Source organism: Variovorax sp. P5_A3 (genome assembly GCF_056400665.1).
In genome coordinates, this window is the sequence record NZ_JBFUKW010000002.1 from 139,816 (window position 1) to 154,084 (window position 14,269).

14 protein-coding genes are annotated in these 14,269 nt (G+C 63.0%); 7 read left to right on the forward strand and 7 right to left on the reverse strand.

Features of this window, described 5'->3' with window-relative positions; translation table 11 throughout:
- Positions 1 to 14: 14 nt before the first annotated feature.
- Genes AC1D3B_RS02795 through AC1D3B_RS02825 form a run of 7 tightly spaced genes read right to left on the reverse strand, consistent with a single transcriptional unit; the run spans position 15 to position 6,152 of the window.
- A complete protein-coding gene (locus AC1D3B_RS02795) occupies positions 15 to 656 on the reverse strand; it encodes an isochorismatase family protein (RefSeq protein WP_478189137.1) in 642 nt (213 codons plus the stop codon).
- Complete coding sequence (locus tag AC1D3B_RS02800) at positions 653 to 1,696, reverse strand: 2,5-dihydroxypyridine 5,6-dioxygenase NicX family protein (RefSeq protein WP_478189138.1); 1,044 nt, start codon at positions 1,694 to 1,696, stop codon at positions 653 to 655. The genes AC1D3B_RS02795 and AC1D3B_RS02800 overlap by 4 nt, the downstream gene beginning before the upstream one ends.
- Positions 1,697 to 1,719: 23 nt before the next feature.
- The gene (locus AC1D3B_RS02805; protein ID WP_478189139.1) at positions 1,720 to 2,715 is read right to left on the reverse strand and encodes an amidohydrolase family protein; all 996 of its coding nucleotides are present in this window, start codon (positions 2,713 to 2,715) and stop codon (positions 1,720 to 1,722) included.
- Between the two features lie 17 nt (positions 2,716 to 2,732).
- On the reverse strand, positions 2,733 to 3,248 hold the full coding sequence (locus tag AC1D3B_RS02810) for an aromatic-ring-hydroxylating dioxygenase subunit beta (RefSeq protein ID WP_478189140.1): 516 nt from the start codon (positions 3,246 to 3,248) through the stop codon (positions 2,733 to 2,735).
- Complete coding sequence (locus AC1D3B_RS02815; RefSeq protein WP_478189141.1) at positions 3,245 to 4,555, reverse strand: aromatic ring-hydroxylating oxygenase subunit alpha; 1,311 nt, start codon at positions 4,553 to 4,555, stop codon at positions 3,245 to 3,247. Before AC1D3B_RS02815 ends, AC1D3B_RS02810 begins: the two co-directional genes overlap by 4 nt.
- A gap of 29 nt (positions 4,556 to 4,584) precedes the next feature.
- Complete coding sequence (locus AC1D3B_RS02820; protein ID WP_478189142.1) at positions 4,585 to 5,838, reverse strand: NAD(P)/FAD-dependent oxidoreductase; 1,254 nt, start codon at positions 5,836 to 5,838, stop codon at positions 4,585 to 4,587.
- Positions 5,835 to 6,152 carry a non-heme iron oxygenase ferredoxin subunit gene (locus AC1D3B_RS02825; protein ID WP_478189143.1) on the reverse strand — a complete coding sequence of 106 codons (318 nt, stop codon included), beginning with the start codon at positions 6,150 to 6,152 and terminating at the stop codon, positions 5,835 to 5,837. The genes AC1D3B_RS02820 and AC1D3B_RS02825 overlap by 4 nt, the downstream gene beginning before the upstream one ends.
- Positions 6,153 to 6,822: 670 nt before the next feature.
- Here AC1D3B_RS02825 and AC1D3B_RS02830 point away from each other — a divergent pair.
- From AC1D3B_RS02830 to AC1D3B_RS02860, 7 genes are all read left to right on the forward strand, one after another.
- Positions 6,823 to 9,204, forward strand: coding sequence for a xanthine dehydrogenase family protein molybdopterin-binding subunit (locus AC1D3B_RS02830; RefSeq protein ID WP_478189144.1), 2,382 nt, complete (start codon positions 6,823 to 6,825; stop codon positions 9,202 to 9,204).
- Positions 9,201 to 10,052: an FAD binding domain-containing protein gene (locus AC1D3B_RS02835; RefSeq protein ID WP_478189145.1), complete on the forward strand. Its 852-nt coding sequence runs from the start codon at positions 9,201 to 9,203 to the stop codon at positions 10,050 to 10,052. The genes AC1D3B_RS02830 and AC1D3B_RS02835 overlap by 4 nt, the downstream gene beginning before the upstream one ends.
- A 6-nt stretch (positions 10,053 to 10,058) precedes the next feature.
- The gene (locus AC1D3B_RS02840; RefSeq protein ID WP_478189146.1) at positions 10,059 to 11,276 is read left to right on the forward strand and encodes a xanthine dehydrogenase family Fe-S subunit; all 1,218 of its coding nucleotides are present in this window, start codon (positions 10,059 to 10,061) and stop codon (positions 11,274 to 11,276) included.
- A gap of 120 nt (positions 11,277 to 11,396) precedes the next feature.
- Positions 11,397 to 12,203 carry an alpha/beta fold hydrolase gene (locus AC1D3B_RS02845; RefSeq protein ID WP_478189147.1) on the forward strand — a complete coding sequence of 269 codons (807 nt, stop codon included), beginning with the start codon at positions 11,397 to 11,399 and terminating at the stop codon, positions 12,201 to 12,203.
- A gap of 83 nt (positions 12,204 to 12,286) precedes the next feature.
- On the forward strand, positions 12,287 to 12,817 hold the full coding sequence (locus AC1D3B_RS02850) for a MarR family winged helix-turn-helix transcriptional regulator (protein WP_047787453.1): 531 nt from the start codon (positions 12,287 to 12,289) through the stop codon (positions 12,815 to 12,817).
- A 255-nt stretch (positions 12,818 to 13,072) separates the two neighbouring features.
- The gene (locus AC1D3B_RS02855) at positions 13,073 to 13,480 is read left to right on the forward strand and encodes an FHA domain-containing protein (RefSeq protein WP_478189148.1); all 408 of its coding nucleotides are present in this window, start codon (positions 13,073 to 13,075) and stop codon (positions 13,478 to 13,480) included.
- Positions 13,481 to 13,541: 61 nt separating this feature from the next.
- Complete coding sequence (locus AC1D3B_RS02860) at positions 13,542 to 14,144, forward strand: hypothetical protein (protein ID WP_478189149.1); 603 nt, start codon at positions 13,542 to 13,544, stop codon at positions 14,142 to 14,144.
- Positions 14,145 to 14,269: the final 125 nt, after the last annotated feature.

Consider the following 14,269-nt stretch of genomic DNA (forward strand, 5'->3'; position numbering starts at 1 on the left):
GCTTCGAACGGGTATCAGAGCGAGGCGCCGTTTTCTGCCTTGGTGGTCGCTTCGAGAGCGACATCACGGGCCATCAAGGTCGCGTACTTCTGATTCATGTCGAACAGGTTGGCGTCGTGGGCCTGCAGCGACCGGTCGCCCACGCAGTCGGTCACGACGAGGGGGCGGAACCCGTGGCACATCGCGTCGACCACGCTGGCGCGGACGCAACCGCTGGTCGTGCACCCGGCAATCAGGAGGGTCCGTATGCCGCGCAGGGACAACCAGGCGGCCAGCGAAGTCCCAAAGAAGGCCGAGGGACTGGTCTTGCGCAACACCAACTCCCCGGCCATGGGCTGCAGTTGCGGCACGATCTGGCTTTCGGACGCATCCTCCCGCAGGGCAAGGATGGGGGGTACCTTGAGCGCGAAGATGTTGGCGTCGGCGCCATCGTCCTGGTATACGACCCGCGTGTGCACGACCGGCCATTGGCGCTGGCGCGCTTCGGCAAGCAGCCCGCGCGTGCATTCGATGGCGCTGGCGATGTTGCCGCCGCCAAACGTGAGCGGATCGGCGAAGCCATTGATGAAGTCGATGATCAACAGGCCGTAGGGCGCCATGGGCGCCACGGCGTTGCCGAATCCTTGCTTCTGGTAGATGTCTTGATCGAAGCTCATTGGAAAGCCCCGTCGATCACCTTGCCGTCGCGAACCACGACGATGTCATCCAGCGCCACCGTGCAATTGCGCAGCGGAATATCGAGGTGACAAGGCGTGGTGCGAGAGCCGCCGGCCTCGTTGTTCGGCCCCAGAGAGAACAGGAAATTGCCTTCGAACGAGCGGGCATCCTGGCCGGTCGTCGCCTCGCGGTCCATCAGCGACAGTGTGTGCCAGTAGCACCGTGGCTGCATCCCCCAGCCGATGTGCGCGATGGCGTAGGCCTCGGGGTCCTTGTAGGCTTCCATGAATTCGCGCAGCAGGGCGGCATCGACGTCACCTTCGATGCTGCGCACGAAGCCGCCGCTCAGATTCATCGTGATCTTGTCCGAGACATAGTTCTTCTGCGGCAGCAGGATGTCGCCGCGATCGATCACGATGGTGCCGTCGCTGCCGCCTTCGTTGGCGAAAGTAAAGAGGAAGCCGCTCGGCCAGTGGTCCCAGCGCCCGGGTTCCTCGCAGAATCCGTACTCGGTGATGACCGGAAATTCGCCGAGCCGGAACGTCACGTCCGTGCCGGCCGGCGACGTCACGTGCATCGTCTTGGCCTTCTTGAGCAGCTTCGACGCGTCCAGCACGCGCTTGCGATCGGCTTCGGTGGGCACTGCCCGCACCAGGACCTCCGGCGGCTCCACGGCCAGCAGGATCTTCGTTCCCGACTCCAGGATCTCCATCTGCTCGGGCGAGAACAGCAGCAGCATCAAGTCCAGGACGAAGTCACTGTTCTTCATCGCCGCCAGCGCGGCCGGGTTGTTGGTCAGGGGCGTCGCGCCCAGGTAGCTCATCAGGTCGCGGCCGGTGGCCTTTTCCGCGTTGATGGGTTGCAACTCGATCCTGGTCACGATCGCGCCTGCGGCCTGCGCTGCAATCGTCGCTGTCTGGAGCGTCTGCGGGTGCGTGTGGGGGCCGCACAGAATGGAGACCGTTTGTCCGCGCTCCACTTTGCTGAGCTTCAGGACCTCGTCCCAAGCCTTGATCATCTGAAAATCGCTGACTGCCATTTTTCGTCCTTTGGAGTGAAGTGTCAGAACTGCAGCAGCGCCAGCTCTTCCGGGCTGCCTAGCTTGAAGAGTCGGCGCGCGTTGCCATGGCACACCTGTGCCCGCGTCTTGTCGTCGAGGGGTGCGTCTTCGATGAAGGTGCAGGCCTCGGCGGTTGACTCGTAGGGGTAGTCCACCGAAAAGAGCACGGCCTGTGCCCCGAGCTCGCCAATTGCACCCAACAGTGCCGGTGCAGAGCACACGCCGGACGTGGTGATCAGGATGTTGCTGCCGATGTACTCGCTGGGTTTGCGCGCCAACTTGATGCCGGATGGATACGCGGCGAAGCGGCTGTCCATGCGCCAGCGCTGGTACGGCAGGGCCTCGCCCATGTGGCCCAGCACCAGGGTCAAGCGCGGGAATCGGTCGAACACCCCGCCGAACAGCAGGCGCAACGCATGGCCCGCCGTCTCCACGCCCCATCCCCACGCAGCGCCCTGGAGTACCGGCATGCCTTCCAACAGAGCCGGTGCCTGGCTGAACGCGTTGGGATGCAGATAGACGGGCACTCCAAGCGCCTGCGCGCGCTCCCAGAACACATCGAATGCGCTACCTTCGTAGTAGCGACCCAGGGTGTGGCCGTTGATCATCGCGCCTTTGAAGCCATGTTCGACGACGGTGCGTTCAAGCTCCTCAGCCGCGGCGCTCGGGTCCTGCATGGCTACGTGGGCAAAGGCGCCGAAGCGTTGCGGATGGCGCGCCACGCGCTCGACAAGGAACTCGTTGTTTTCGCGCGCTCGGCGGATCGCGGTGTCGCGATCCGCCTCAGCCTGTACACCAGGCATGGTTTGCGACAGCACGACGTACTCGATGTTCCCTGCGTCCATCTCCGCAAGGCGCTGATCGTCGAAATCGGTCAGCCTGGCGTCGAGCTTGGCGACGAATTCGGCGGGCAGCGCTCGCGTGTATGGGGCGGAGTACGTGTCGAAGCCGGGAGCGGAGAAGTGCTCCTCCAGCGCGATCTTCGGGGTTTGATTCATAGTCTTCCTAGGTGGCCTCAGACGGGGTACGCCAAGGCGGTGTCAAGAATTTCCGTGTCGTGGATCACTTCACGGCTGGCGAGAAGCAGCCGGTCGCCTTCGCGCACGAAGCGGTCGTGATAGACCCCGGCGAGATGCACCGTGGATGGGCCCTCCACCAGGGTCTGCATCAAGATGAAGGGCGTCTGGGAACTGATCGTGTCTCCTGTCTCTTGCAGTACGCGCGCAATCCCCAGTACATGCAGCATGTGCCGCGGCGCGAACATCTGCGAGTGCGCGACGGCAAGGGCGCGATCAATGATCATGTTCAGACCCTCGCAGTAGATGAGTCCCACGGGCATGTTCAGAAGCGCGTTCTGGCGCGAGGTCACGCGATACGAGGCTTCGTCGCTGAAGAAGTCCGGCCAGCGTTCGACGTCGTTCGCATCCAGGGCAGCGCAGTACTCGACGTGAAACGACTCGACCTCGGCGCGTAGCTCGGCTGCGCGTCGGGGCGAGATGGTGGCCTTGGCGTAGGCGAGTCGCTCCTTCATGCTGCTTTCTCCGCGACACGGATGTCCATGACGTCCCGGTAGTACTGGTAGAGGGAGCGGATACAGGACTCTGAAATGAGATTGCGTGCCGTGCCCTGATGGCCGGCATCGAGCTTGACGACGTTGTTGTCCGTGGACGAGTTGCGCAGGCCTTCCTGCACGAACTTCAATGCCTCGTTGTCCTCAAGGCCCAGGAAGCCGGCCGGGCCCATCAGGTTGCCCTGACGCAGGCGATGCCGTGTCATCTCCGGCGTGTCGTCCTCGTACCCGAACATCGTCCACTGCATCACCATGCTGTTCGGACCGTTCGGGATGATCTGGCGCACACCCATCGTGTTCATCTGGCGCTGAACGATGAGATTCGGCCACATGGTCATCATGTTGGCCGACCAGGGCGACTTGAACTCCCGTACGTAGTCCAGGAACCGTTCATCGCGCAACCGGAGGTTGTCGCTGAAGGATCGCATTTCCGCCTTGTCGTCAGCGGCGACAGTGGCATAGATCTCGTCCGGCTTGGCCGACGCCATGAAGCCATGGCGGCCATGCGCCTTGTCTGCAAACACGATCGACTTGATGCCGGGAACCAGCAGGCCAAACACCACGAGAAATGAATGCAGCAGCGTCGCGTGGTACGGATCCTTGAGGTTCTCGTGGTACATCTTCCAGTTGCAGGGAAGCTCGTTGCGGCAATAGCCCAGGATCTTGAGTTTCTTGCCCGAGAAGGGGACGTCGAACTCCTCGACGATCTCCTTGGTCATGTACTCTTCCAGCGGAGGGGTCTTGTCGGAGTAGGTGGCGAACACCACGCCGTTGCGTGTGGCCACGCGCAACTGGCGGGTGCCGTGGTCGGCGTTCTTGAAGTCCGCCGGCATGCCGCCCACCTTGTTGATGCCGCGCTTGAACGGAACGCCCTGCAGGTTTCCCTTGAGGTCGTACGACCACTGGTGGTAGGGACAGACGAACTCCTTCGTATTGCCCTGGCTGGCGCGACAGAACTCCGCGCCGCGATGGGCACAGCGGTTCTCGAAGACGGAGATCGTGTGGTCCTCCGCGCGAACGATCACGACGGCCGTGGCGCCGACATAACCGCGCTTGTAGTCGCCCGGGTTGGGGATCTCCGCTTCCAGGGCGACAAAGTTCCAGGTGTCGCCCCGAAAGATGCGCTCGATCTCCTGGTCATAGATCGCCTGGCTGGTGTAGACCCAGTCCGGAATGTTGTTCATGGCGTCCGCTGGCCAGACGCATTGTTCCAAGGGCGGGTTCTTTCGGGCATTCGTGATGCCGATGACCGCCTGCGATTGATACATGAAAGCTCCTTAGCTTTGAGAGAGGTGGTTTAAGCGGTGATCGCGACGTCGGGCTGCATCTGCTTGGCCCATGCGCGCAGATTGGTGGCGTCCAGTTGAAAGTCCTCCAACTGCACGGGCCGCCCACGTTCGAAGAGAGGGCGAACGGCTCGCAGATCGGCGCCTGCATTGATGGCGACGCCGTGCAAGGGGACAGAACCCCGATGGCCGATCCACAGCGCCTTGTCATTGGCCGGGTCGCCGCGGCGCACATATTCGAGATCGCTGGCCGGCAGGCCCAGCATCTGGATGTTGTGTTTCCCCTGGTCGGTCCAGAACCACGGCACCGCGGGTGCAGGAAGAGGCAGGCCCAGCATGGCGGCAGCGGCCGTGCGCCCCTGCTCGTTCGCGTTCTGCCAGGATTCGAGGCGCGTTGGCGCCGCTTGGCCGGGACGACGCTGGCTGGTGCAATCGCCACATGCAAACACGTGTGCGTTGCTGGTGCGGCAGGACGTGTCGACCAGAATGCCGCCGCCTGCCGCGATCTGCAGCCCCGCATCGCGCGCCAGCGCATCATTGGGAGACAGGCCGACGGCGACGACCACCTCATCCACTTCCAGGTCGCCGGTGCTGGTGCTCAGGCGCGACCGACCGGCCTGCAGTGAATGGACGCCGCTGCAGGAGGCGCCGAGCAGGAGCGTTGCGCCCGCTGCCCGCATCCGCGATTCGAGCCATGCCGACGCCTCAGGCGGCACAAAGCGATCGAGCAGGGCTGTGGCGCGTTCGAGCACCGTCACCGAAGCGCCTACGGACAGTGCCGAGTGGGCGATTTCGAGGCCGAGGAAACCCCCGCCAAGAATTGCGACTTGCGGCGTTCCTTGAAGGGCTGCTCGCAGCCTGCGCGCGTCATCCAGAGTCCGGATGTAGTGCACACCCGGGCGGCCGGCCGGAACGGACGCGAGCGGGACCGCCTCGCCGCCGGTAGCGAGCAGGCAGAACTCGTACTCGAGTACCTGCCCGTCCGCAAGGCGGACGTGCTGCTGCGCAAGATCCAGTGCAACCGCATCGCTGCCGCTGAGCAGGTCGATCTTGCTGCGCGCCCAGGATTCGTCCGCGAGGACGTCGAGCCGGGGGTCGTCGGCAGCCACCAGGACGACCTTGGACAAAGGCGGGCGCTCGTACGGTCTGTGGCGCTCCCGACCCACCATCGTGATGCGTCCGCTGTAGCCATGCTCGCGCAGGGCGTGTGCCGCGACGGCCGCCGACTGACCCGCACCGACGATGACGATGCCGCGTGAGGTCATTTGCCGGCAGGCGACAACACGTAGATGTGATCGCCCTCCCGCTTCACGGCATGGGTGCGCAAGTCCACGGTGACCGGCGCACACATCGCTTTGCCCGTCCGAATGTCGAAGCGGCCCTGATGCAGGGGGCATTCGACACAACCGTCTTCCACGTAACCCTCTGACAGCAGAGCGGTGGCATGGGTGCACATGCTGTCTGTGGCGAAAAACTCGTCCTCGATCCGGTACAGCGCAACACCGTAGCCAGCGACATCGACCGTCTTCGCTTCATCGTTGCTCAGCTCTTGCGCCGAGGCGACTTTGATCCAATCCATGGCTCCATCCTGTCGTTGAAAGACTCGAAATAAATACTCAGTGAACTGTCATATTAAGTAGATTGGATCGTCTTTTCAAGTGCGGGTTTGTACTTGTTGGCGCTGCACCAGAGTGGATGGAGATGCACCCCAAAGGCGAGAGGAAAGAGTGAAGTTAGCTGGTGGAATGCACCGAATCAGTGAGCTCGTCATGTCAGGGTTTTCATCAAGAAACACTAGCTTCACACGCGAGAACAGCACGTCTATAATTCTGTATGTGTACTGTCATAAATAGAACTGAGGCTTCGGATGGCGTGCCGATGGATGCGATGCGATGTGATGAGATTCGGCAGGTGAACTTCTTCCTGATGTGAGTCGACCGTGCGGAGAATCGCGCGCCGATGCGGGCCCGAAAGTTCCTGCTCGGGGCCACCATTCAGGCAGGTGTGATCCAGTGCTTTCGAGATCGCACGCACATCGGGGCGCGCCGTGGTCGAGACCACGGCTTCGCTCCGGGGCCTTCGATGGAGTTAGCGATGCGGCGGCCAACGCGAAGCGCTATCACGCGCCGGTTTCGGATGGCTCATCTGTGCGCATAAAGGAGCCGCGGCTGGGATTGCTGAGACAGTGCCGCCGTGCCGCACATCCTGTGCGGTACGGTCAGGAAAATTAGTCAGGCAAAAGGAAACGCATGAACCAAGCAGACATTCCGGCGAGAGTGCTCAAGCGCGAGGGCATCGGAGCCCGGGTGCCCCGCAAGGAGGATGCGCGCCATATGGTGGGCAAAGGCAACTTCGTGGGCGACTTCGTGCTGCCGGGTCTGCAGGAGGTCGCGTTCCTGCGCAGCCCTCTGGCGCACGCCACCATCACGGGTGTCGAGATTCCGGAAGAGCTTGCGGGGAAGGTGTTCTTGCGCGAGATGATGCCGGATGCGGCGGACATCGGATCGCCTTCCTCGCTACCCACATACCAGTACTCAGCCTTGCCGCCGCTGGCTTCGGGCAAGGTCCGGCACGTGGGAGAGGCGGTCGCCATGGCTGTTGCGCCAACGCGTGCAGTGGCGGAAGACCTGCTCGAGGAGGTGCAAGTTTCCTACGACGAGTTGCCCGTCTACCACGGCGCCGAGTCCTCGCTTGCGGCAACGGGGGACTTCCTTCACCCCGGGTGGAAAGACAATGTCTTTCTCACGCTGCGGGCCGATCGCGACTTCGATGAACTTGCTGCGAAGGCGGAGGTGAAGGTCAGTCGCACCGTCGAGCTGTCGCGTCAGTGCATCGTGCCGCTGGAGGGTAAGTCGGTGCTGGCCTACTGGGACTTCCAGGCCGATCAACTCGTGGTCGTCAGCGCGACGCAAGTCCCGCATCTGCTGCGCGTCGGTATCGCCCAGCACCTCTCGATGAACGAGGAAGCGGTGCGCGTGGTGTCCCCCGACGTGGGAGGCGCCTTTGGCTACAAGGGGCAGCTGTACCCCGAGGATCTGTGCATCGCCTGGCTTGCCAAGACGTACCGAACGCCGTTCCGCTATCTTGAGGATCGGCGTGAGCATCTGATCGTCGGCGCCAACACGCGGCAGCATCACTACCAGCTCACTGCCTACGCGGACCGCACGGGAAAGCTTCTCGCGTTGGACGCTGTCATCACCATCGACGGCGGCGCCTATTCCTACTATCCCTTTTTCGTCGGTCTGGAGCCTGGCCAGGCGATCGGTAACCTGCCGGGCCCCTACGCCTTCCGCGGCTATCGCTGCGAGACCCTGTGTGTTGCGACCAACAAGCCGGGCTTCATGGCCTACCGCGGCGTGGCGCGCACCGGCGTGTGTTTCGCGATCGAACTCCTCATGGATGCCGTGGCGCGTGAAGTGGGCCGAGAGCCATGGGAGGTCCGCATGGACAACCTGGTCCCGGCCGCTGCCATGCCCTATGTCAACGTGTCCAACAAGCACTTTGACAGCGGCGACTTTCCCGCGAGCCTGCGCCGCGCCGTGGAAATGATCGGACTCGCTACAGTCCGTGAGCGGCAAGCCCGAGGAGAGCCGGACGGACGCCGGATCGGGTTCGGGACGGCAACCTACACGGAGCAGTCTGCCCACGGCACGACCGTTTTCGCCAACTGGGGGTTGCCGGTGGTGCCTGGCTTCGATCAGGCGGTCGTCAGGATGACCGCGGATGGAGGACTCGAAGTGCGCGTCGGCGTGCACTCGCATGGCCAAGGCATGGAGACCAGCTTTGCGCAGATCGCCAATGATGTACTTGGCATTCCTGTTGCCCGGATCCGGGTGGTGCATGGCGACACTGCGCTTACACCCTTCTCCTCGGGGACCTACGCCTCTCGGGCCACCGTCATGTCCGGAGGCGCCATCTCGACGGCGTGCAAGGAACTGTTGCCTCGCATCCAGTCCATCGCCGGCTATCTCATGGGCGTGGACCCGCAGACCGTCGCGTTGGTCGAGGGGTTTGCCGTCGCCGGGGAAAAGTCGATTCCGCTGTCCGCAGTGGGCGGGGCGTGGTACCTCACGCCACAGGAACTGCCTGAGAACGTTCATCTCGGTGGACTGGAGGTCTCGCGTGCATACAAGCCCAGGGTCGACACGGGTACCTTTACCTATGCAACCCATGCCGTTGTTGTCGCCGTCGACACGCAGACGGGCGAGGTCGAGATCCTCGACTACGTCGTCGTCGAGGATTGCGGCACCATGGTCAATCCGATGATCGTGGAGGGCCAGACCATCGGGGGCATCGCGCAGGGCATCGGCACCGCGATGTATGAAGAAAGCCCATACGACGACCAAGGCCAGCCCCTGGCTTCCACGCTGGCCGACTACATCTTGCCTGGCGCCACGGAAGTGCCGCGCATCCGCATCGAGCACTTCGAGACACCTTCGCCTCACACCGAATTCGGCGCCAAGGGCGTGGGGGAGGGGGGCGCGATCGCGCCGCCGGCGGTGATCTTCAATGCCGTGAACGACGCGTTGCAAGGCACGGGTGCTGCCGAGGTGCTGATGACGCCCCTGACGCCGCGTCGCTTGCTCGAGGCCCTCGAAAGCGCGAAGCCGGAACAGGAGCTCCTTAAATGAAGGCGGCGAAATTTGCATACACGCGGGTCTTCGACGTGGATGAGGCGATCGATATGCTGGCCAAGGGCGGTGGCACTGCGAAGGCGATGAGCGGAAGCCAGTCCTTCGGTCCCATGCTCAACCTGAGACTGGCGCGACCGGCTCAAGTGGTCGACGTCGCCAATATCCCAACGCTGCGCGCCGTCAGTCGCAAGGCCGAGTGGGTCGAGATCGGCGCGGCCGTCACGCATGCCGAGATCGAGGATGGTGTGTACCCGCCGCTGGCGGCGCATCCCATGCGTCAGGTCGCAGGCGGGATCGCCTACCGGGCGATCCGTAGCCGCGGCACCGTCGGAGGCAGCCTGGCGCATGCAGATCCTGCTGCGGACTGGGTGGTGACGCTCGCTGCGCTCTGTGCGCGCATCGTGGTCAGGTCGCCGCGCGGCGAACGCACGATCGAGGCTGACGGCCTCATGCTCGGCGCCTATACGACGGTGCTCGAGGCTGACGAGTTGATCGTTGCCATCCATGTGCCATCCGAGACGCCGACCACGCGCTGGGGGTATCACAAGGTCTGCCGCAAGCCTGGCGAGTTTGCCGAAGCCAGTGCAGCGGTTTATTTCGATGTCTCGCGCAAGCGTGCACGCGTCGTTCTGGGGGCCACGGACGGCCCACCGATCCTGTTGAATGAATTCGCGGCGGAAGTTGCCAGCAGGGGTGCGCAGGCTGCCGGGCGTGAAAAGGTCGGCGCGGCCATCGGCGTCGCGCTTCCTGATCGCGACGCTATCGACCGGAAGCTCTTCACGGCCTGCGTCGAGCGCGCACTCGAGCAGTCCGGTGTCTTTTTCAACCTCAAGCAAGCGGAGTAAGAAGACTTGAACCCCATCTCTATTCAGGTCAACGGCCGCGGCTTCAGCCGGCTGGCGGAACCGCGGATGCATCTTGGTGACTTCCTGCGGGACGAACTGCGCCTGACAGGAACCCACCTTGGCTGCGAGCATGGCGTCTGCGGCGCATGCACGGTGCTCGTCAACGGGCAACCGACGCGCTCGTGCATCACTTTCGCCGTGGCATGTGAGGGCCAGGAGGTCACCACCATCGAGGGCTACGACGATGATGCGGTAATGCAGAGGCTGCGTCCGGCGTTCACGCGTCATCACGCGCTGCAATGTGGCTTTTGCACACCCGGAATGCTCACCACGGCGCGCGACATCGTGCTGCGTCTGCCCCACGCCGACGAGGCGCGCGTGCGCCTCGAGCTGTCCGGGAACCTGTGCCGTTGCACCGGATACCAGGGCATCGTGGACGCCATCCTGGATGTGTTGCAACAGCAGCGTGACACCCCCGACGCGCAAGTCGAAAAGCTGCGGCAGACACTGAGCTTGCCGCGAACCATGGCACCGGGCCCGGTCACTACACCGAGCCAGGCGCAGCCGCCCGCGCGTTCACCCGCCAAGCCGCCCACGGCGGATCCGGTGGCTGCCGCGGAAATGGCGGAGGTCGATCCCGTCGCGATGGCCAAGGCCAAGGCCAAGGGCAACGCGATCGAAGTGCATTTCGATGTGCCCTATCCGGCGGATCAGGTGTGGGAGTTCATGGGCGACCTGCCTGCGGTTGCGTCCTGCTTGCCCGGTGCGACCATCGACTCGCACGAGGGAGAGAGGGTCAAGGGCACCATCGCGATCAAGTTCGGTCCGATGTCGGCGGCCTTCGCCGGTGCAGCGCGGCTGGAGCGTGACGATGCTGCCAGGCGCGCAGTCCTGCGCGGTGCCGGCCAGGACAGCCTGAGCAAGTCGCGCACCCAGGGAGACATCACCTATCGCCTGGAAGCACTGACGGCGGGCAACACTCGTGTCCACGTGGACATGATCTATGCCCTCCAGGGTCCACTCGCTCAATTCTCGCGCTCCGGACTCGTGAAGGATTTCGTGCGCCGCATGGTCGCGGACTTCGGAAAACAGATCACGCGAAGGCTGGGCGGTCATACGGTTGCGTCCAATGAACCACAACCCACGGTTTCCGTCGCCGGGATGATGTGGAGCGTGCTCTGGAATCGCATCCGTGGCTGGTTTGGAAAGCCGCCGCAGCTCTGACATGGCTCGCTCCAGGAGAGGCAAGCGGCTCATGCGAGCGTTTTGATGGTTCTTTCGACGTAAGTTTGAACGTGATGCTGGCGTCACAGAGTTGGGCGCGTGAACATTTTCGGAGTCCGAATGAGTTCCTTTCTTCTTGGCTATCACATCCGTGCGAACGGGGTGCGGCTGCACCTCTTGCGCTATGGAGGACAGGGTCCTCGACTGCTCCTGTTGCCCGGAATCACGAGTCCTGCAATTACCTGGGGCTTCGTCGCCGAGCGATTGGCTCGGCACTTCGACGTCCATGTCCTTGACTTCCGGGGGCGCGGTCTATCCTTCAGCACGCCGGGGATGGTCGCGAGCCTTGATGCCATGGCGGCCGATGTGCTGGATCTGCTGAATGTCCTGGGGTGGTCATCCGTGACGGTGCTGGGTCACTCAATGGGCGCCCGCGTGGCGATTCGCGCCGCGGCGCTCGATCCGGGACGCATGGCCAGGCTGCTGCTTGTCGATCCGCCAATGTCCGGCCCGGGCCGCCGACCCTATCCAGTCCCTCTGGCTTGGTATGTCGAGTCGATCCAAATGGCTGTCAAGGGCATCACGGCCGAAGAGCTTCGCCCCTATGCGCCCACGTGGACAGACGAACAATTGCGGCTGAGGGCCGAATGGCTCCATACGTGCGACCAGGATGCTGTTGTCCAGGCGCATGCTGGCTTCCATGAGGACGACATCCACGCCGATCTACCCAAACTGCGGACGCCTGGACTTCTGATGGCGGCGGGCCGAGGAGGGGTGATGCTGCCGGAAGACCTTGCTGAGATCGAGCCTCTCTCGCCTGGATTGTCGCAATGCACGGCCTTGAACGCCGGGCACATGATCCCGTGGGATGACGAGGAAGATTTTTATCGCTTGCTTGGTGATTACCTGAAGGTCGACCTGCGCTAGCGCAACCTGAAGCGCAGTTTGGTTTCCATTCACACTCAAGGGAGTCGATAAACTCGTCGGCTGACACTTTCAGCGATCTCGAGATGATGACAAAGCGTTCTCCTGCTCAGAAAAAGACGGTCGGCTCAGCCGATGTGGCAAAGCACCCGGTCCCAGAGCCTTTCAATCCATTGCGCCAGGTCATGTGGCGTCGCCCGGGTTTCCTCATCCGCAGGCTGACCCAGATCGGACAGGCGATCTTTTTCGATCTATGCAAGTCCGAAAGCATCACTCCGCTTCAGGTCGGCATGCTGACAGCGCTTTCGATGAACCCTTGGCTGGATCAGAAAGCGATCGGTCGAGAGCTTTCGCTGGACCGGACAACGACGGCGGAAGTGCTCAAACGTCTCGGTGACAAGGGGTTGGTCGAAACCCGCGTCAACCCGGACGATCGTCGATCAAGGCTTTCGGTGATCACCACGGATGGGCTCAACCTGATCAACGACTTGCAAGAAAGCATTCACCGCTCTCAAGAACTGCTGATCGAACCGCTGTCGCCAGAAGATCGCGTTGTCTTCATGAGATTGCTTGCGCAGCTCGTCGATGCGCATGAAAAGAAGGAAAAGGGAGTTTGAGTCGTGTGATGGAGTTTTCGTCTTTCACAGACTGATGAATATCGGCGCAATTGCGCCGCCGCAGGCCGATAACAGAAGGGCATGCCCGATCTCCAGCGATTCAGTAGCGCGTAAGTATTCGCAAGCCCTTCAAGGCTGCTCAACTCATGGCGATATCTATGATTGGCATGAAACACCCATGAAGCGCACTTCCAACCCCCGCCGGCAGCGAAGGCTGCATTGGACAAGGAGTAGTCCCCGATGCCGATGCTTCTCATGATGACCGCCGCCGGCGAGACGCGACAGGTCCTCCTTCAGCCCCATGACAACAAGGTGGGCCGCGGCGCAACCAACGATGTCGTCGTCGACTCCGGTCAAGCCAGCCGGGATCACGCGGTCATCGATGTCGAGCAAGCCTTCGTCACCATCACCGATCTCGGCAGTCGCAACGGAACCTTCGTCAATGACGTGCGCATCGAGAGCCAAGTCCTCGTGCACGGAGACGTTGTCCGACTCGGATCCTACGAGATGCGATTCGTCGCGGCCGATCAGGAGTTCACGCAAGTGGAAGCGTTGCGCATGCTGACCATGCACGGACTGTTGGTGAATATCGATCGGGAGAGGGCGCAAGCGGACGCGCCCACGGCGCCTGGCGTGCCGCGGAGCCAGCGCGGGCCGCTGTAAGTTCATTGACACGCCCGGGGGCGCGGGGCGAAACTGGGCTGTCACACATTGGAGCTCGGCGATGACCATTGGCAAGTACTTCCTGGCAACCACATGCACAGCCCTCCTGCTTGGAGCGACTGCCGGGATGGCCGGCGCGCAAACGCCAGCCAGAAAGACGGTGGAACTCGAAGACGCGCGAGGCGGCTCGACGGTCGTATCCGTCGTCGGTGAGGTCACGGCGATCGATCTCGGCAACCGCATCGTTTCGATCAAGGGCCCCAAGGGGAACATCGGCGAGATGAGGGTCGATCCGGCGGTCAAGAATCTCGACCAGGTCAAGGTCGGCGATCGCGTTCGCCTGAGCTATCGAATCGGCATTGCGCTCGCCCTCGTCAAGGGCGGCGACGGCATCCGCGAAAAGGTCGAGACCGACTCGGCTGCCGTTGCTGCACGAGGCGCGAAGCCGGGCGGTGTCGCCACGAAGCGGACGACCATCGTCGCGAACGTCGAAAGCGTCGACGCCAAGCGAGGCGTTGCCACCCTTCAGGGTCCCAGCGGCATGCTGTACGACGTGAAGGTGCGGGACCCGAAGGTCCTGCACGAGGTCAAGACCGGTGACCAGGTCGTGGCCAGCATCACTGAAAGTGTCGCGCTCCGCGTCCAGGCTGCACCGACGAAGTGACGCCGGCAGCGCCTGGCGTGCGCAGGTGCTCGATGAGGGCATCGGCGGCTCGGCCAGGGCCATCCACGTTGACGTAGTGCTCCCGCGCCCGGGCGGCGCCTGCGGCGTAGGCTGGTTGCGTGACG